Source organism: Burkholderia sp. Bp9090, assembly GCF_003857985.1.
Taxonomy (GTDB): domain Bacteria; phylum Pseudomonadota; class Gammaproteobacteria; order Burkholderiales; family Burkholderiaceae; genus Burkholderia.
In genome coordinates this window covers 141,479-158,517 of the sequence record NZ_QTPV01000013.1, presented here as the reverse complement: position 1 = coordinate 158,517, position 17,039 = coordinate 141,479, and the positions used below count along the sequence as shown (strand labels likewise).

At 66.3% G+C, this 17,039-nt stretch carries 21 protein-coding genes and 1 pseudogene; 12 read left to right on the top strand and 10 right to left on the bottom strand.

Features of this window, described 5'->3' with window-relative positions; all coding sequences use genetic code 11:
- Nucleotides 1–159 (top strand): annotated as a pseudogene (locus DIE16_RS15320) (electron transfer flavoprotein subunit alpha/FixB family protein); the annotation flags it as partial.
- Nucleotides 160–483: 324 nt separating this feature from the next.
- On the opposite strand, the gene DIE16_RS15315 reads toward DIE16_RS15320, so the two are convergent.
- Nucleotides 484–1,770, bottom strand: a complete 1,287-nt coding sequence (locus DIE16_RS15315; RefSeq protein ID WP_124521932.1) for a D-amino acid dehydrogenase — start codon at nucleotides 1,768–1,770, stop codon at nucleotides 484–486.
- Between the two features lie 145 nt (nucleotides 1,771–1,915).
- Between DIE16_RS15315 and DIE16_RS15310 the strand changes: the two genes are divergently transcribed.
- Nucleotides 1,916–2,404: an Lrp/AsnC ligand binding domain-containing protein gene (locus tag DIE16_RS15310; protein WP_044844820.1), complete on the top strand. Its 489-nt coding sequence runs from the start codon at nucleotides 1,916–1,918 to the stop codon at nucleotides 2,402–2,404.
- A 91-nt stretch (nucleotides 2,405–2,495) separates the two neighbouring features.
- A complete protein-coding gene (locus DIE16_RS15305; protein ID WP_124892584.1) occupies nucleotides 2,496–3,674 on the top strand; it encodes a PA0069 family radical SAM protein in 1,179 nt (392 codons plus the stop codon).
- Nucleotides 3,675–3,692: 18 nt separating this feature from the next.
- On the opposite strand, the gene DIE16_RS15300 is transcribed toward DIE16_RS15305, so the two are convergent.
- Both DIE16_RS15300 and DIE16_RS15295 read right to left on the bottom strand, forming a co-directional pair.
- Nucleotides 3,693–4,160, bottom strand: coding sequence for an NINE protein (locus tag DIE16_RS15300; protein ID WP_044844818.1), 468 nt, complete (start codon nucleotides 4,158–4,160; stop codon nucleotides 3,693–3,695).
- A 111-nt stretch (nucleotides 4,161–4,271) separates the two neighbouring features.
- The gene (locus DIE16_RS15295) at nucleotides 4,272–5,411 is read right to left on the bottom strand and encodes a sorbosone dehydrogenase family protein (RefSeq protein ID WP_124892583.1); all 1,140 of its coding nucleotides are present in this window, start codon (nucleotides 5,409–5,411) and stop codon (nucleotides 4,272–4,274) included.
- 153 nt (nucleotides 5,412–5,564) lie between these two features.
- Between DIE16_RS15295 and rpsP the strand changes: the two genes are divergently transcribed.
- The 6 genes from rpsP (at nucleotide 5,565) to DIE16_RS15265 (ending at nucleotide 9,691) form a co-directional block, all read left to right on the top strand.
- Complete coding sequence (rpsP, locus tag DIE16_RS15290; RefSeq protein ID WP_006476550.1) at nucleotides 5,565–5,819, top strand: 30S ribosomal protein S16; 255 nt, start codon at nucleotides 5,565–5,567, stop codon at nucleotides 5,817–5,819.
- A 42-nt stretch (nucleotides 5,820–5,861) separates the two neighbouring features.
- On the top strand, nucleotides 5,862–6,539 hold the full coding sequence (gene rimM, locus DIE16_RS15285) for a ribosome maturation factor RimM (protein WP_124487489.1): 678 nt from the start codon (nucleotides 5,862–5,864) through the stop codon (nucleotides 6,537–6,539).
- Nucleotides 6,539–7,333, top strand: a complete 795-nt coding sequence (trmD, locus tag DIE16_RS15280; protein ID WP_124487488.1) for a tRNA (guanosine(37)-N1)-methyltransferase TrmD — start codon at nucleotides 6,539–6,541, stop codon at nucleotides 7,331–7,333. Before rimM ends, trmD begins: the two co-directional genes overlap by 1 nt.
- Nucleotides 7,334–7,466: 133 nt before the next feature.
- The gene (gene rplS / locus DIE16_RS15275) at nucleotides 7,467–7,859 is read left to right on the top strand and encodes a 50S ribosomal protein L19 (RefSeq protein ID WP_006486838.1); all 393 of its coding nucleotides are present in this window, start codon (nucleotides 7,467–7,469) and stop codon (nucleotides 7,857–7,859) included.
- 87 nt (nucleotides 7,860–7,946) lie between these two features.
- A complete protein-coding gene (locus DIE16_RS15270) occupies nucleotides 7,947–8,633 on the top strand; it encodes a CoA pyrophosphatase (RefSeq protein ID WP_044844814.1) in 687 nt (228 codons plus the stop codon).
- Between the two features lie 119 nt (nucleotides 8,634–8,752).
- Nucleotides 8,753–9,691 carry a CobD/CbiB family protein gene (locus tag DIE16_RS15265; protein WP_044844813.1) on the top strand — a complete coding sequence of 313 codons (939 nt, stop codon included), beginning with the start codon at nucleotides 8,753–8,755 and terminating at the stop codon, nucleotides 9,689–9,691.
- Nucleotides 9,692–9,767: 76 nt separating this feature from the next.
- Here the strand turns inward: DIE16_RS15265 and DIE16_RS15260 are convergent, their stop codons facing one another.
- The 3 genes from DIE16_RS15260 to DIE16_RS15250 are packed head-to-tail and all read right to left on the bottom strand — an operon-like array spanning nucleotide 9,768 to nucleotide 12,342.
- Nucleotides 9,768–10,085, bottom strand: coding sequence for a putative signal transducing protein (locus tag DIE16_RS15260; RefSeq protein ID WP_044844812.1), 318 nt, complete (start codon nucleotides 10,083–10,085; stop codon nucleotides 9,768–9,770).
- Nucleotides 10,086–10,144: 59 nt separating this feature from the next.
- Nucleotides 10,145–11,086 carry a ribosome small subunit-dependent GTPase A gene (rsgA, locus tag DIE16_RS15255; RefSeq protein ID WP_040143718.1) on the bottom strand — a complete coding sequence of 314 codons (942 nt, stop codon included), beginning with the start codon at nucleotides 11,084–11,086 and terminating at the stop codon, nucleotides 10,145–10,147.
- Complete coding sequence (locus DIE16_RS15250) at nucleotides 11,083–12,342, bottom strand: M48 family metallopeptidase (protein ID WP_124487485.1); 1,260 nt, start codon at nucleotides 12,340–12,342, stop codon at nucleotides 11,083–11,085. Before DIE16_RS15250 ends, rsgA begins: the two co-directional genes overlap by 4 nt.
- A 117-nt stretch (nucleotides 12,343–12,459) precedes the next feature.
- Between DIE16_RS15250 and orn the strand changes: the two genes are divergently transcribed.
- Nucleotides 12,460–13,080, top strand: coding sequence for an oligoribonuclease (gene orn, locus DIE16_RS15245; RefSeq protein ID WP_124487484.1), 621 nt, complete (start codon nucleotides 12,460–12,462; stop codon nucleotides 13,078–13,080).
- A gap of 16 nt (nucleotides 13,081–13,096) precedes the next feature.
- On the opposite strand, the gene mog is transcribed toward orn, so the two are convergent.
- Entirely contained in the window at nucleotides 13,097–13,714 is a 618-nt protein-coding gene (gene mog / locus DIE16_RS15240; RefSeq protein ID WP_124892581.1) for a molybdopterin adenylyltransferase, read from the bottom strand.
- The gene (gene yjgA / locus DIE16_RS15235) at nucleotides 13,698–14,303 is read right to left on the bottom strand and encodes a ribosome biogenesis factor YjgA (protein WP_311766850.1); all 606 of its coding nucleotides are present in this window, start codon (nucleotides 14,301–14,303) and stop codon (nucleotides 13,698–13,700) included. The genes mog and yjgA overlap by 17 nt, the downstream gene beginning before the upstream one ends.
- A 128-nt stretch (nucleotides 14,304–14,431) precedes the next feature.
- Here yjgA and pmbA point away from each other — a divergent pair, with 128 nt between their 5' ends.
- Nucleotides 14,432–15,802: a metalloprotease PmbA gene (gene pmbA / locus DIE16_RS15230; protein ID WP_044844808.1), complete on the top strand. Its 1,371-nt coding sequence runs from the start codon at nucleotides 14,432–14,434 to the stop codon at nucleotides 15,800–15,802.
- 90 nt (nucleotides 15,803–15,892) lie between these two features.
- Here pmbA and DIE16_RS15225 read toward each other — a convergent pair whose 3' ends face one another.
- Nucleotides 15,893–16,393 (bottom strand): dihydrofolate reductase, encoded by a 501-nt coding sequence (locus DIE16_RS15225; RefSeq protein ID WP_044844807.1) that lies wholly within the window; start codon nucleotides 16,391–16,393, stop codon nucleotides 15,893–15,895.
- Between the two features lie 27 nt (nucleotides 16,394–16,420).
- On the opposite strand from DIE16_RS15225, the gene DIE16_RS15220 reads away from it, so the two are divergent.
- The gene (locus tag DIE16_RS15220; protein ID WP_124892579.1) at nucleotides 16,421–16,630 is read left to right on the top strand and encodes a hypothetical protein; all 210 of its coding nucleotides are present in this window, start codon (nucleotides 16,421–16,423) and stop codon (nucleotides 16,628–16,630) included.
- A 25-nt stretch (nucleotides 16,631–16,655) separates the two neighbouring features.
- Here the strand turns inward: DIE16_RS15220 and DIE16_RS15215 are convergent, their stop codons facing one another.
- Nucleotides 16,656–16,982, bottom strand: coding sequence for a hypothetical protein (locus DIE16_RS15215; protein ID WP_124487482.1), 327 nt, complete (start codon nucleotides 16,980–16,982; stop codon nucleotides 16,656–16,658).
- Nucleotides 16,983–17,039 lie beyond the last annotated feature (57 nt).

Below are 17,039 nucleotides of genomic sequence, written 5' to 3'. Positions count from 1 at the left end.
ATCTCGGGTGCGATCCAGCATCTGGCCGGCATGAAGGATTCGAAGGTGATCGTCGCGATCAACAAGGATCCGGAAGCACCGATCTTCAGCGTGGCCGACTACGGCCTCGTCGGCGATCTGTTCGCGCTCGTGCCGGAGCTCGTGAACGAGCTGGGCTGACGCTGCGTGACTTGATGCTTCGGCAGCAAGTCGTACGACAAGGGGCGCGATGAGCGCCCCTTTTTTTGTGCAATGGCAGAAGGGGCGGGGACGCATCTGTCTTCGATGCAGCGCATCGCCATCGCACCATGCCGTACGGAACAGTTTTTGTGCGAGCAGATTGGATCGAAGCATCGATCGCCGGAGCGAAGGGGCAACGCGCGTGCGCGTTGACGCAAGCCCCTTTCCGAGCCGGTATCGCATGCGCTGAAACGAAAAAGGCGCCCTGACGGGCGCCTTCTCCACTGATACCGACCGGCCTGCGTCGCCGCGGGCCGTCCCGACTTATGCGTATGCCGGGCGCGTCTGGCCGGCCACGTCCTTCAGGTAGCGATGCACCGACAGGTCGTCGGCCTGGATCGCCGGCTTCTTGCCCGAGATCAGGTCGGCGAGCAACTGGCCCGATCCGCACGACATCGTCCAGCCGAGCGTGCCGTGGCCGGTGTTCAGGAACAGGTTCGAGACCGGCGTGCGGCCGACGATCGGCGTGCCGTCCGGCGTCATCGGGCGCAGGCCCGTCCAGAAGGTTGCCTTCGACGTGTCGCCGCCGCCCGGGAACAGGTCGTTCACGCACATTTCCAGCGTTTCGCGGCGCGCTGCGCGCAGGTTCTTGTCGAAACCGACGATCTCCGCCATGCCGCCGACACGGATGCGCTGGTCGAAACGCGTGATCGCGATCTTGTAGGTTTCGTCGAGCACCGTCGACACGGGTGCGGCCGCCTCATCGACGATCGGCGCGGTGATCGAATAGCCCTTCAGCGGATAGACCGGAATCTTCATCAGGTTCGAGACGAAGCGGGTCGAGTACGAGCCGAGCGCGACGACGTACGCATCCGCACGCACCGTCTCGCTGCCGCACTGCACGCCGGCGATCTTGCCGCCCGCGATCGCGAGCGCGTCGATCGGCGTGTTGTAGCGGAACTTCACGCCGAGCGATTCCGCGAGCGCCGCGAGGCGCGTCGTGAACAGCTGGCAGTCGCCCGTTTCGTCGCCGGGCAGGCGCAGGCCGCCGGTCAGCTTGTGCGACACGGCGGCGAGCGCCGGTTCGGCATTTTTCAGTTCGGCCGGCGACAGCAGTTCGAACGGCACGTTCGCTTCCTGCAGCACCGCGATGTCCTTCGCCGCGCCATCGAGTTGCTGTTGCGTGCGGAACAGTTGCAGCGTGCCGCCCGTGCGCCCTTCGTACTCGATGCCCGTGTCGGCGCGCAGCGCCTGCAGGCAATCGCGGCTGTATTCGGCAAGGCGGACCATGCGGCCCTTGTTGACCGCATAGCGCTCGGCCGTGCAGTTGCGCAGCATCTGCCACATCCACTGGAGCTGGAAGCGCGTGCCGTCGAGGCGGATCGCGAGCGGCGCGTGCTTCTCGAACATCCACTTGACGGCCTTCAGCGGCACGCCGGGCGCGGCCCACGGCGCCGCATAGCCGGGCGAGATCTGACCTGCGTTTGCGAAGCTCGTCTCGAGCGCCGGGCCGGCTTCCCGGTCGATCACCGTGACTTCATGACCGGCGCGCGCGAGGTAATACGCGCTTGCCACGCCCACCACACCGCTGCCCAGAATGACGACTCGCATAGCTGCTCCAGATGGAAGGGATCAGGTCGAGGCCGGGCGCACCTGCGTCTCCGTGTAACCTCTAGCTGATCTAGTTTTTTGCGCTATGGTATTGTCGAATGTGTAGGTTTTGTTATCGTATTTTTCAGGTTTTCAGCATAAACAAATGAGAACGCAACGCCAGCCAGTACGCTCGCTCGACAAGCTCGACCGGCGCATCCTGAAACTGCTCCAGGACGACGGCCGGATGGCGATGAAGGACCTCGCGGAACAGGTCGGACTGACCGTCACGCCGTGCATCGAGCGCGTGCGGCGCATGGAGCGCGACGGCGTGATCACCGGCTACCACGCACGCGTCGATCCTCACCAGCTGGATGCCGCGCTGCTGGTGTTCGTCGAGATCACGCTCGGTCACAAGGGCGGCAACATGTTCGAGCAGTTCCGCCGCGAAGTGATGAAGATCGACGAGGTGCTCGAATGTCATCTCGTGTCCGGCGACTTCGATTACCTGATCAAGGCGCGGATCGGCGAAATGGCCGACTATCGCAAGCTGCTCGGCGACATCCTGCTGCAACTTCCCGGCGCGGTGCAGTCGAAGAGCTATGTCGTGATGGAGGAAATCAAGGAGACGCTGACGATTTCGGTCGGCGAATGAGCGCGGCGGGGGCCCGCTGCCGGCTCCGCTATCTCGCCCTTGGCATGCTGCACCCAATACTGTATAAATATACAGTATTGGGTGCAGGCGAATGGGTGAGCACATGGACGGTCGATCCGACAACGAATTTCCGATAGCGCCGCCGGCGCCCCGCAAGGGGCGCGGTGCGGTCGACAATCTCCAGGGGCGGTACGAAACGGCGCTGCGCGAAGCGGTCGACGACGGCTGGACGCACGAATCGGACGACGCCGATCTGCCTGCTCCGCTGCGCACCCAGGTGTTCGAGGAGCGCGCAAAGAGCATCCTGACGCACAACCAGTCGCCGGACATTCCGTTCAGCGTGTCGCTCAATCCGTATCGCGGCTGCGAGCATGGCTGCATCTACTGCTTCGCACGGCCGACCCATAGCTATCTCGGCCTGTCGCCGGGGCTCGATTTCGAGAGTCGCATCTACGCGAAGGTCAACGCGGCCGAACTGCTCGAGCGCGAGATTTCGCGCAAGCGCTACGTGCCGGAGCCGATCGCGCTCGGCGTCAACACCGATGCATACCAGCCCGTCGAGCGCGATCTGCGCATCACGCGCAGCGTGATCCAGGTGATGCACGATTACGGGCTGCCGTTCGCCGCGATCACGAAATCGTCGCTGATCGAGCGCGATCTGGATCTGCTGGCCCCGATGGCCGAGCGCGGGCAGGTGATGGCCGCAGTCACGATCACGACGCTCGACGCCGATCTCGCGCGCACGCTCGAGCCGCGTGCGGCGACTCCGGCGCGCCGGCTGCGTACGATCCGCGCACTGCGCGACGCGGGCGTGCCGGTGGGTGTGAGCATTGCACCGATGATCCCGTTCGTCACCGAGCCGGACATGGAGCGTGTGCTGGAAGCCTGTGCGGAAGCCGGCGCGACGCACGCGAGCTACATCATCCTGCGGCTGCCGTGGGAGGTCGCGCCACTGTTCAAGAACTGGCTTGCCGCGCATTTCCCCGATCGAGCGGAGCGCGTGATGAATCGCGTGCGCGACATGCGCGGCGGGAAGGACTACGACTCGGATTTCTCGAAACGGATGAAGGGCGAGGGGATCTGGGCCGACCTGTTGCGGCAGCGTTTCCGTCAGGCCGTGAAGCGGCTCGGGTTGAACGAGCGCAGGAACGGCATTCTGGATCTGTCGCAGTTTCGCGGTGCGCCGGCGGCCGGGGCGGCCGCGCAGCGCGCGTTGGCGGGCGCAACTGGCGCGAACTCGCGCGACGACGTGCAGTTGAGTCTGTTCTGACCGACCCGCGTCGGCAGCTTATTGCGAGATTTGCTTCGCCGCTTCGACTTGCGACTCGAAATACGTCTGGAACGACAGCGCGAGCGCGGTCATCAGCAGGAACGCGCCAATCAGCAGCGAGAAGATCACGATGAAGATCACCGTCCAGCCTGACCGGCTGTGCTTGCCCGTGTCGGCATTGAATTGCGCGTCCCATTTCTCGTCGGGGCGCAGGCCGTAGACGAGCGCGGCGAGGAACGCGGCCAGCAGCGAGATCGCACCCGGCACGGCGAGCCACCAGCCGAGGCCGGCACTGCGCTGGGTCGCGGCGAGCAGCAGGAAACCCGGGATCCCGACGATCGTCGCGAGCAGGTGCGCCCAGCCGTACACGTCGCGCAAGCCGTACAGGTAGAAGCGGTGCGCGCCGAGCGAACCGAACAGGAACGCGAGGGCGGCGGTGAGCGTCTTGGAGCGGAAGCGGCGGGGCGATGCGGTGCTGCTGGACATGGGTGGCGGCGGATTATCGGTGGCATGGGCGGCCGGCAGGCCGGCGCAGGGCGCTCGGGCCCGGCACGCATTCTACGATGCCCGGTCGGGGCCGGTCACCCCTCGGCTGCGTCAAGGTGCCGCATAGGTGACACGGTAGATGACGCCCGCGTAGTCGTCGCTGACGAGCAGCGAGCCGTCCGGTAGCGGCAGTACGTCGGCCGGGCGTCCCCACACGCTGCCGTCCGCGCGCAGCCAGCCCGTGATGAACGGCGTCTGGCGCGTATGACTGCCGTCGGCCGACACGACAGCGCGCATCACGCGGTAGCCGACCTTCGTGCTGCGATTCCACGAACCGTGCTCGGCAATGAAGATGTTGTTGCGATACGACGCCGGAAACATCGGCCCCGTATAGAAGCGCATGCCGAGCGCCGCGACGTGCGCGCCGAGTTTCAGCGCGGGCGGCGCGTAGCGCCGGCACACGTCGGGGCTCCCGAATTCGGGGTCGGGCGTGCCGCCGCCATGGCAGTACGGGAAGCCGAAATCGAGGCCCGCGCGCGGCGCACGGTTCAGCTTGTCGTCGGGCACGTCGTCGCCCATCATGTCGCGCCCGTTGTCGGTGAACCATAGCTCGCCCGAATCGGGGTGCCACGCGAAGCCGACGGTATTGCGCACGCCGCGGGCAAATACTTCGCGGTTGCTGCCGTCGGCGTGCATGCGTGCGATGATCGCATATCGGCTGCGATCGGCGAGGCAGACGTTGCACGGTGCGCCGACCGGCACGTAGAGCTTGCCGTCGGGGCCGAACGCGATGAATTTCCAGCCGTGATGATGATCGGTCGGCAGCGCGTCCGTCACGACCGCCGGCGCGGGCGGCCTGGCGAGCCGGTCGTCGATGTGGTCGAGGCGCAGGATGCGCGACACGGCGGAGATATAGAGGGCGCCGTCGCGATATGCGACGCCGACGGGCGTGTCGAGCCCCGACGCGATTACATGGCGGGCAGTGATCCGGCCCTCCTGCATCACGAAGGCATGCACGCGGCCTTCCTGCGAGCCGACATACAGGATGCCGCGCGGCGACCACGCCATTTCACGCGCGGTCGGCACGGCATTGGTCAGCACGTCGACATGGAAGCCGGGCGGCACGACGAGTTCGTCCACCGGTGGCGCGGCGCAAGCCGCGGCGGATGCGAAACAGGTGACGAGGCCGGTCAGCAAGCCTGCGAGGCGGTGCTGCGCGCGGCGCGCCGGGGTGACGCGAAATAGCGGCATGGCGGCGGGAAGCGTCGTGGACGCGACGATTGTATGCCCGGCGAACAGGGCGTCTGCGGAATTTTTGCGCGTAAGTGTTTGTTGTGGCTTTGGTTTCCGGCTATAATCGCACGTTTCAGTAGTTTCGAACCCGGTTTTCCCGAAGGATTTCATATGGTTATCATCCGTCTGGCTCGCGGCGGCTCGAAGAAGCGCCCGTTCTACAACATCGTTGCTACCGATTCGCGCAACCGTCGTGACGGCCGCTTCATCGAGCGCGTCGGCTTCTACAACCCGGTCGCTACGAAGGGCGAATCGCTGCGTATCGCTCAGGACCGCCTGACGTACTGGCAAGGCGTTGGCGCGCAGCTGTCGCCGACCGTCCAGCGTCTCGTGAAGGAAGCGCAAAAGGCGCAACCGGCTGCCTAACATGGCGCGGTGTGCCGGTCGTGCCGGCTGCAAGGAGCATTGATGTCCGGTCACGATTCCGGTAACGCAAGGCGCGGGCGAGCGTCGTTTGGCGCATTCGTCCGCAAGCCGGTCGAGCGCGACACTGTCGCGAGCGCCGGTACGGCTGCCGAGCAGGGCAGTCTTGAAGCGGTGCAAGCCTGGCCCGACGATGCTGTCGAGGTCGGGGCAGTAGTCGACGCCTACGGCCTGAAAGGCTGGGTCAAGGTGGCGACGCATGCCGACGCCGGTCGCGGCGGCGATGCGCTGCTCACGGCGCGCCGCTGGTGGCTGGAACGGGGTGGGGAGCGGTTGTCCGCTCGCATCCTGCAGTCGAAGACGCACGGCGACACGGTCGTCGCGCATACCGCGGGTGTCAGCGACCGCGATGCCGCACTGGCTTTGCGCGGCTTTCGCGTGTTCGTGCGCCGGGAAGATTTCCCGGCATTGGCCGCGGACGAATTCTATTGGGTCGACCTGATCGGCCTCGAGGTCGTCAACGAGCAATCGGTGGCGCTCGGGACGGTGAGCGGGATGATCGACAACGGCGTGCATTCGATCATGCGCGTCGAGTATCCGGCAGTCGGCAAGGATGGTCGGCCGACCACCGACGAGCGGCTGATTCCGTTCGTCGGCGTCTACGTCAAGACGGTGGATCAGGCGGCACGTCGCATCGTCGTCGACTGGGAAGCCGATTACTAATGAACCAGGTTACGGAGAGCGCGGTGCAGTTCGACGTCGTCACGCTCTTTCCCGAAATGTTCCGCGCGCTGACCGACTGGGGAATCACCAGCCGGGCCGTGAAGCAGGAGCGCTTCGGGCTGCGCACCTGGAATCCGCGTGATTTCACGACGGACAACTACCGCACGGTCGACGATCGTCCGTACGGCGGCGGTCCGGGCATGGTGATGCTGGCCAGGCCGCTCGAGGCCGCGATCGGTGCTGCGAAAGCCGCGCAGGCGGAGCAGGGCGTCGCGAGCACGCGGGTGGTGATGATGTCGCCGCAAGGTGCGCCGTTCACGCACGAACGTGCGGTGCGGATGGCGCAGGAGCCCGGTGTCATCGTGCTGTGCGGTCGCTACGAGGCGATCGATCAGCGTCTGCTCGACCGTTGTGTCGACGAGGAAATCAGCCTCGGCGATTTCGTTCTGTCCGGCGGCGAACTGCCGGCGATGGCGATGATGGATGCCGTCGTGCGCCTGTTGCCCGGCGTGCTGAACGATGCGCAGTCGGCCGTGCAGGACAGCTTCGCCGACGGGCTGCTCGATTGCCCGCATTACACGCGCCCCGAGGAATACGAGGGAATGCGTGTGCCGGACGTGCTGCTCGGCGGGCATCATGCCGAGATCGAGAAGTGGCGGCGGCAGGAAGCATTGAAGAATACGTTGCGGAAGCGGCCGGACCTGATCGTCCGGGCGCGCCGCGAGAAGTTGCTGAGTCGTGCCGACGAGGCGTGGCTTGCGAACCTCGCACGCGAAGCGAAGAACGCCTCCTGAGGCGGCGTCGCGGACGGGAAATGGCGGTGCCGTGCATGTGTGTGCGGTGCCTGATGTGAATCCATCCTCTATCGGGGCCAGGCCTGGAAACGGGCGGGTGCAAACGCCGACAAGATGGCATAAGGAGTCAGTAATGAATCTGATCGCAAAACTTGAGCAGGAAGAGATCGAGCGCGCGCTCGCCGGCAAGACGATCCCCGATTTCGCCCCGGGCGACACGGTGATCGTGAACGTGAACGTGGTTGAAGGTAACCGCAAGCGCGTTCAGGCTTACGAAGGCGTCGTGATCGCGATTCGCAACCGCGGCCTGAACTCGAACTTCATCGTCCGCAAGATCTCGTCGGGCGAAGGCGTCGAGCGTACGTTCCAGACGTACTCGCCGCTGCTGGCGAGCATCGTCGTGAAGCGTCGCGGTGATGTGCGTCGTGCGAAGCTGTACTACCTGCGCGAGCGTTCGGGCAAGTCGGCTCGTATCAAGGAAAAGCTGGTGTCGAAGGATCGCGCCGCAGCAGCTTCCCAAGAGTAAGAGCTGTAAGGAAAAAGCACCCACCCGGGTGCTTTTTTCATTCTGGCGCGACAATATGCTCGTTATGTCACGAACACGAGAGCCCCATTGAATCGCCGCCCCATTATTGATCCCGAAGTGCTGCCGGTTGAAGGCACCGGCGCGGGCCTGCCGTCGATCGAGTCCCGCCTGATGACGCCGCCCGGGCTGCGCGAGCGTTTTGCGCGCACGCTCGAATGGAGCGTCGAGCCCGGCGAGGCGCGGCTGCAGGAGGGCGTCGACCCGCGCAGCGCCGCCGTCCTCATCCCGCTCGTCGTTCGCGAGAGCGGCCTCACCGTGCTGCTGACCCAGCGCGCCGATCACCTGAACGACCATGCCGGGCAGATCAGCTTCCCCGGCGGCCGTCGCGAGCCGTTCGATCGCGATGCGACGGCAACCGCGTTGCGCGAGGCGAAGGAAGAAATCGGACTGGCCGCCGAGCCGGTGGAGATTCTCGGTGCGCTGCCCGACTACCTGACGGGGACCGGTTTCTGCGTGACGCCCGTCGTGGCGCTCGTGCATCCGCCGTTCACCGTGCAGGCCGACACGTTCGAAGTCGCCGAGATTTTCGAGGTGCCGCTCGCGTTCCTGATGAGCCCCGCGAACCACCAGGTGCGCGTGTTCCGCTGGGAAGGCGGCGAGCGTCGTTTTTTTGCGATGCCCTATCCCAGTGGCGAATCAGCCGGGCATTACTTCATCTGGGGCGCAACTGCCGGCATGTTGCGCAATCTCTACCGCTTTTTGGCAGCCGGCTGACCTCCCGCGCTGTGTGGCGCGCGCGGCCGGCCGCCGGGCGATCGCATCGTCAGCCATGCGTCGCTTACGCTGTGCTATCGTTATGCAAAAAATGACATAACTCCGAAGACGGCGCACGCATGACTTTCTTTTCGGTTCTCCTCGCTCTCATCATCGAACAGGTCCGCGCGTTGTCGCCGAGCAATCCGGTGTTCGCGCTGTTCCAGTTTCACGCGGAAACCGTCGCGCATGGCCTCGACGCCGGCAAGCAAAAGCATGGCGTGCTCGCATGGCTCGCGGTCGTGCTGCCGTGGGTGTTGATCGTCGCGCTGATCTACTTCCTGCTGTACAAGGTGAGCTTCGTGCTGGCGTTCATCTGGAACGTCGCCGTCGTGTATTTCACGCTCGGTTTTCGCCAGTTCAGCCACTACTTCACCGATATCCATCTCGCGCTCAACAACGACGACGTGCCGCGCGCGCGTGAAATCCTGCACGAGTGGACGGGCCTCGACACGGTCGACATGCCGGTCGGCGAAATCGTCCGTCATACGCTGATTCATGCGGTCGTTGCGTCGCATCGTCACGTGTTCGGCGTGTTCTTCTGGTACGTGCTGCCGATCGGTCCGGCCGGCGCCGTGCTGTACCGCATCTCCGAATATCTCGCGCGCAGCTGGTCGACGCCGGGCGACGATCGCACGGCCGCGTTCTCGACGTTCGCGCAGCGCGCGTTCTTCGTGATCGACTGGATTCCGTCGCGGCTGACCGCGCTCGGTTTCGCGATCGTCGGCAACTTCGAGGATGCAATCTACGCGTGGCGCAATCACACGCGTCAGTGGCCCGACCCGAACGACGGCGTGCTGCTCGCGGCCGGTAGCGGCGCGCTCGGCGCGCGCCTCGCGGGGCCGCTCGCGGAACCATCGAGCCTCGACGCGCTGGCGGTCGGCGACAGCGGTCCGTTGACGGTCGGTGACGATTGCACGCCGCGCACGCTGCAGTCCGCAGTCGGCCTGGTGTGGCGCGCCGTGATCCTGTGGATGATCCTGCTGTTGATGCTGACGCTGGCCGTCTGGGTATCGTGACGCGGCAGCGCAGTGCGCGATGAAACGAAAAGGCCGGCTTCATGCCGGCCTTTTTGCTGTGCGTCGGGCCAGTCGCTCAGTCGTCGAGCGGATCGCGTATGGCGCCACATTGCCAGCAGGCGGTGAACTGGGCCTCGAGCGCCTCGCCGCACTGACGGCAGCGCCACGGCGCGGCGCCGGCCGACGGGCCGTGTGACGCGGCATCGAGAAGCCGCCGCGCGAGCGCATCGTCGCGCTCGTCGTCGAGCCACAGCTCGGGCGTGCACGCGTCGGCGGGCAGGCCGCCGAGCGCACCGGTCGCGTAGCAGTTGTGCAACTCGCAGCCGATGCCGGCCACCTGCAGCACGTTCGCCCAATGCTGCGCGGTGGCGAGATCGGGGGCCTTGAAACGCATCGCGGCTCCTGTCGGTGAAGGCCGGGCGGGGCACCGGCCGCCTTCTGCCCGCCGCGCGGTCAGCGGACGATCTGGCTTGCCTCGTGCACGAGCTGCGCGTAAAGCGCATGCCTCGACGGTGCAATTCGGCCGTCGGCGACGGCCTCGAGAATCGCGCAGCCCGGCTCGTGCAGATGATGGCAATTATAGAAACGGCAGTCCGCGAGCAGCGGGCGGAATTCCGGGAACGCGCGCTCGAGGCGGCCTTCCGTCAGGTGGTAGAGGCCGAATTCCTGGAAACCCGGCGAATCGATCAGCGCGCCGCCGCCGTCGAGCGGGTAGAGGCGCGTGAACGTCGTCGTGTGGCGGCCGCTGTTGAGCGCGGCCGAGATTTCGCGGGTCGCGGCCTCGGCATCGGGCACGAGCAGGTTCACGAGCGTCGACTTGCCCATCCCGGACTGGCCGAGCAGGATGGTCGAATGGCCGGCCAGATGCGGCATCAGCTGCGCACGCGCATCGTCGGGCGCGCCCTTCACCGACAGCTCGAGCACGTCGTAGCCGAGCGCGCGGTAGGGCGCGAGGCGCTCGCGGGCGACCGGCAGCGCGGCCTCGACGTCGATCTTGTTCAGCACGACGAGCGGCTTCAGTTCGTTCGCTTCGGCCGCGATCAGTGCGCGACCGAGCAGGTCCTCGCTGAAATAGGGCTCGGTCGCGAGCACGATCAGCAGCTGGTCGAGGTTGGCCGCGAACAGCTTCGACTTGAACTGGTCGGAGCGGTACAGCAGGTTGCGCCGCTCGCCGATCTCGACGATCACGCCCTGGTCGGCCGACGCCTGCTCGTATACGACGCGGTCGCCGACCGCGATCTCGCTTTTCTTGCCGCGCGGGAAGCACTGCAGCATCGGGCCGCCGTCGTCGGGCGCGACGATGTAGTGGCGGCCGTGCGCCGCGATCACGCGGCCTTCGACACGCGGCGCGCCCGACGCGCGCGGGGCCGGCTTGCGGGAGGTCGGCCGGCTCATGCGTGCTGCATCAGGCGGTCGATCCGCTGCGACGCGGGCGGATGCGAGTAGTAGAAGGCCGTGTAGACGGGGTCCGGCGTGAGCGTCGACGCGTTGTCCTCATAAAGCTTCACGAGCGCGCTGACGAGATCGTGCGCGTCGGTCTGGCTGGCCGCGAACGCGTCGGCCTCGAATTCGTGCTTGCGCGACGTCAGGCTGCTGAACGGAGTTGCAAAGAACAGGAACACGGGGATCGCGAGGAAGAACAGCACGAGCGCGGCGCCCGCGTTGCTCGTGTCGAGCGACGGCGTGACGCCGAGCCCCGTATAGAACCAGGTGCGCTGCGCGAGCCAGCCGAGCAGCGCGAGCAGCACGAGGCTCAGCACGAACGACACGAGCATCCGCTTCATCACGTGGCGGCGCTTGAAGTGGCCGAGCTCGTGCGCGAGCACGGCCTCGATTTCCTGGCCCGTCAGCCGCGCGAGCAGCGTGTCGAAGAAGACAATCCGCTTCGATGCGCCGAAGCCCGTGAAGTACGCGTTGCCGTGCGCGGAACGGCGGCTACCGTCCATCACGAACAGGCCCTTCGCCGCGAAGCCGCACCGTTTCATCAGCAACTCGATGCGCGTGCGCAGCGCTTCGTCCTTCAGCGGTTCGAACTTGTTGAAGATCGGTGCGATGAAGGTCGGATAGATCAGCAGCACGAGCATCTGGAACGCGACCCAGACGATCCAGGTCCACAGCCACCACAGGCTGCCGGCCTGGTTCATCAGCCACAGCACGACGAACAGCAGCGGCAGGCCGAGCACGGCGCCGAGCAGCGTGTTCTTCAGCATGTCGGTGAAGAACAGGCGCTTGGTCATCCGGTTGAAGCCGAACCGCTGCTCGATCCCGAACTGGCGGTAATACTCGAACGGCACGTCGATTACGCTCGTGATCGCGAGCACGGCGGCGACGAGCGCGACCTGCTGCCCGTAGCCGCGGCCGAACCAGCCCGTCAGCAGCGTGTCGAGGGCGCCGACGCCACCCAGCAGCGTGAGGCCGACCAGCACGGCCGCGCTGACGACGATCTCGAACATCGCCAGCCGGGTGCGCTCGACCGTGTAGTCGGCCGCACGCTGATGGGCGGTCAATGGAATGGTGGCGCTGAACTGCGCGGGCACGCTGTTGCGATGTGCGGCGACGAAGCGGATCTGCCGCGACGCGAGCCACAGCTTGGTGACGACCATCGCGAGCACGGCGATCGCGAACAGCAGGGTGAACGAAAAGGGTGACATCGAAGGCGCCAAAGGGTTCTATGCGAGAATTATATGTTCTTGCGGACCGGGCCCGCTCACGCGATGCCGGCCGCCCGGGCGGCGCCATGCGCCGTCCGCCATTTTCCAGGATGACTCATGACCGATACCGCCGCTTCCGCCAGCCAGTCCGCGCTCGTGCGCAACGAGTTGAACCTCGTCTGGCTCGACATGGAGATGACCGGCCTCGACCCGGATAACGACCGCATCATCGAAATCGCGGTCGTCGTGACCAACTCGACGCTCGACATCGCGGTGGAAGGCCCCGTGTTCGCGATCCACCAGAGCGACGAAACGCTCGCGAAGATGGACGACTGGAACAAGTCGACGCACGGCCGTTCGGGGCTGATCGACCGCGTGCGCGCGTCGACCGTGACCGAGGCGGACGCCGCCGCGCAGTTGCAGGCGTTCCTCTCGCAGTACGTGTCGCCCGGCAAGTCGCCGATGTGCGGCAACTCGATCTGCCAGGATCGCCGCTTCATGGCGCGCTGGATGCCGGAATTCGAACGATTCTTCCACTACCGCAACCTGGACGTCAGCACGCTCAAGGAGCTGTGCCGCCGCTGGCAGCCGGCGATCTACAAGGGCTTCCAGAAGCGTGCGATGCACACGGCGCTCGCGGACATCCACGAGTCGATCGACGAACTGAAGTACTACCGCGAGCATTTCCTGATTCCGGCCGCGTCGGCGCCGGCAGGCGAGTCCGCGCCGGCCGCCTGAGCGGGCCGGCACGCGCTCAGCGTGGCGCGCGCTGCGCGCTCTTCGGCCGGAACGCCGCGACCACCGTGGCGTCGGTCTCGATGTACGGGCCGCCGATCAGGTCGATGCAGTAGGGCACCGCCGCGAAAATGCCGGGCACGGTCGACTTGCCGTCGGCGTCGCGCAGCCCTTCGAGCGTTTCCCGGATCGACTTCGGCTGGCCGGGCAGGTTGATGATCAGCGCCGCGTGGTCGGCCGTCTCGCGAATCACCGCGACCTGCCGCGACAGGATCGCGGTCGGCACGAAATTCAGGCTGATCTGCCGCATCTGTTCGCCGAATCCCGGCATTTCCTTCGTCGCCACGGCCAGCGTGGCTTCCGGCGTCACGTCGCGCCGCGCCGGGCCGGTGCCGCCCGTCGTCAGCACCAGATCGCAGCCGGCGACGTCGACGAGTTCGGCCAGCGTGGCGGAGATCGTCGGCGCGTCGTCCTGGATCAGCCGGGTTTCGGCGCGCCATGGCGAGCGCAGCGCGCCGGCGAGCCATTCCTGGAGTGCCGGGATGCCCTTGTCCTCGTAGATGCCCGTGCTGGCGCGGTCGCTGATCGACACGAGGCCGACCACGAGTTCGTCCGGGTGGTTACGCTTCGTCGTCATGGTCGTCTCCGGCGTCGTCCGGCGCTTCGTCTGCCTCCGCCTCGTCGGTGCCGCTGGCGGTCTTGATCCACTGGAACAGCTCGCGGAAATAGCGCGGCGGCTTGCCTTGCTGCGCTTCCTTGCGCGCGTTGCGGATCAGCGTGCGGCCTTCCTGGATGTCGGCTTCGGGGTGCTGGCGGAGGAACTCGGTCAGCGCGTCGTCGTTCGCGAGCAGCTGGTCGCGCGTACGCTCGATCCAGTGCAGGCGGGCGGTCGCGGCCTTGTTCACGCCTCGCTGGGCGTCGAGCGCGGTGCGCAGCGCGGCCGTTTCGTCGTCGGTCAGCGAGCGCATCACGCGGCCGACGTACTGGAGCTGGCGGCGCTTGCCTTCGTGGTCGGTGATCCGGCGTGCCTCGCGCACGGCGTCCGCGAGGTCCTCGGGCATCGGCATGCGCTTGAGCGCGTCCTTCGGCAGGTCGACCAGGGCCTGGCCGAGCTCCTGCAGCGCGTGCATCTCGCGTTTCAACTGGGATTTGCTGGGGCGATCGTAGCCATTGCCGGCGTCGTCGTCGGCGTGCTCGATCGGCTGGATTCGGGTTTTGCGTGTCATGGGCGGCATTGTATCGCGGCGCGGACGCCCCAAGCTTGTCGGTATATGGCCCCGGACCTTGCTATGATCGCGGGATACGCAACATTTTGACCATGCGGGCGGATCGCCCGCCACCGGATAACACGACGATGGCAGCCAATCTCGACGTACAAGCGCGCTATTTCCCGCACACGCAGGACCAGCTCAAAGAAATTGCCTCGGACATCCTTCGCCATGCGAAGGCGCTCGGCGCGACGGACGCCGCGACCGAAATCTCCGAAGGCGACGGCCTGTCGGTGTCGGTGCGCCGCGGCGAGGTCGAGACGATCGAACACAACCGCGACAAGATGGTCGGCGTGACGGTGTTCATCGGCAAGAAGCGCGGCAACGCGAGCACGTCGGATTTCTCGCCGGCCGCGATCAAGGATACCGTCGCCGCCGCGTACAACATCGCGCGCTTCACGGCCGAGGACGACGCGGCCGGCCTCGCCGAGGCCGAACTGCTCGAAACCGACCCGCGCGACCTCGACCTCTATCACCCGTGGGCGCTGACGGCCGACGAGGCCGTCGAGCTCGCCCGCCGCGCGGAAGACGCCGCGTTCGCGGTCAGCCCGCAGATCCGCAACTCGGAAGGCGCGAGCGTGTCGGCGCAGCATTCGCAGTTCGTGCTCGCGACGTCGCGCGGTTTCCTCGCCGGCTACCCGTACTCGCGCCACTACATCGCGTGCGCGCCGATCGCGGGCACCGGCCGCCACATGCAGCGCGACGACTGGTATTCGTCGAAGCGCAGCGCGGTCGATCTCGCGGCGCCGGAAGCCGTCGGGCGCTATGCGGCCGAGCGTGCGCTGGCGCGGATGGGCGCGCGCCGTCTCGACACCCGCAAGGTGCCCGTGCTGTTCGAGGCACCGCTCGCGGCCGGCCTGCTCGGCGCATTCGTGCAGGCCGTCAGCGGCGGCGCGCTGTACCGCAAGACGTCGTTCCTCGTCGACAGCCTCGGCAAGCCGGTGTTCGCACCGCACGTGCAGGTCGTCGAGGATCCGCACGTGCCGCGCGCGATGGGCAGCGCGCCGTTCGACGAGGAAGGCGTGCGCACGCGTGCGCGCAGCGTCGTCAACGACGGTGTCGTCGAAGGCTACTTCCTGTCGACCTATTCGGCACGCAAGCTCGGCACGCAGACCACCGGCAACGCGGGCGGCTCGCACAACCTCGCGCTGCGCAGCTCGAACACGCAGCCGGGCGACGATTTCGACGCGATGCTGAAGAAGCTCGGCACGGGCCTGCTGCTGACCGAGCTGATGGGACAGGGCGTGAACTACGTGACCGGCGACTATTCACGCGGCGCGGCCGGCTTCTGGGTCGAGAACGGCGTGATCCAGTATCCGGTCGAGGAAATCACCGTCGCGAGCACGCTGCAGGAGATGTTCCGGCATATCGTCGCGATCGGCGCGGATTCGATCGTGCGCGGTACGAAGGAAACGGGCTCGGTGCTGATCGAGCAGATGACGATCGCCGGGCAGTAAGCGGCGCGGCATCGGCCGCCAGGAAACGAAAAGCCCGACCGGTGTTCATGAGCCGGTCGGGCTTTTTTGTCGCGTGCCGCGTGCCGAGTGTCAGCCGCGCTTGCGCTCGTACACGACGAACGCATAGCCGAACGTGTTGGGCGTGGCGGCCTGGTGCGGGTCGCGCGAGACTTCGCGCCAGTGCGCGGGATCGGGCGCCGGGAACGACGCATCGCCGTCGAAGTCGGCATCGATCTCGGTGACGACCAGCTTGTCGGCGAGCGCGAGGCCTTCCGCATAGAGTTGTGCGCCGCCGATCAGGAATGCTTCGGGCGCGCCGTCGCGCGCGGCGAGCGCGAGCGCGTCGGCGAGCGACGTGACCGTGTCGCAGCCGTCGAAGCGGCGCGCTGCGTCGCGCGTGACGACGATATTGCGGCGGCCCGGCAAGGGGCGGCCGATCGACTCGTGGGTCTTGCGGCCCATCACGATCGGCGCGCCCATCGTCGTGCGCTTGAAGAACGCGAGGTCCTCGGGAAGTTTCCAGGGCAACTGGTTGTCGCGGCCGATGATGCCGTTGCGGGCGCGCGCGACGATCAGGGTCAACGTCGTCATGAAGATCGGGGGAAGAGGAGAACCGGAATGGCGCCGATTCTACCGGAATGGCGGCGCGAGACCGCGCCGGTGAAGATGCGCGGGCATATGTGCGGTTTCCGGCCTTTGCTTCGTGATGTCCTGAATAAAAAGAGTGCCCGCCGGGGGACGGACACAAAAAACGGTTCGCGTCGCGAAGTCGACGCTGCAGGAAACGACCTGCGCCGTTCATTTTATTCTTCAATCCTCATCGATTAAGCAGCATGATGGAGTCATGTGCGGATTATTGATGCATGCGGTTCCCTGCGGTTCCTTCCATCGCATGCTGCGCGTTGCCGGGGAGCGCCACAGGAATCGGTATCGGCAGCCGGGCCGGCGGGACGAGCTCGTCCCACAGCGTCACCGACGACTTGTCTGACGAACGCGCTCGCGGCGCGGCGACGGGCATGATGCGGAAGCGGTGGTCCTGTTGCATGCGCGGCGCGTTATCGGCAAGCGGCATCGCGCGTTCGGGCCTCGTGCTTTCTTCCGAGCGTGCCGGCATGAAGTGGCAGGCGAGTGCGAATGCAATCGTCATCTGCACACAAGACTGCAAAAAAACTGTTCGCATGGCCGCCTTCTCCCGATCCGTTACGCGTTCAGCGAAATGCATGCCATCGGGCGAAGC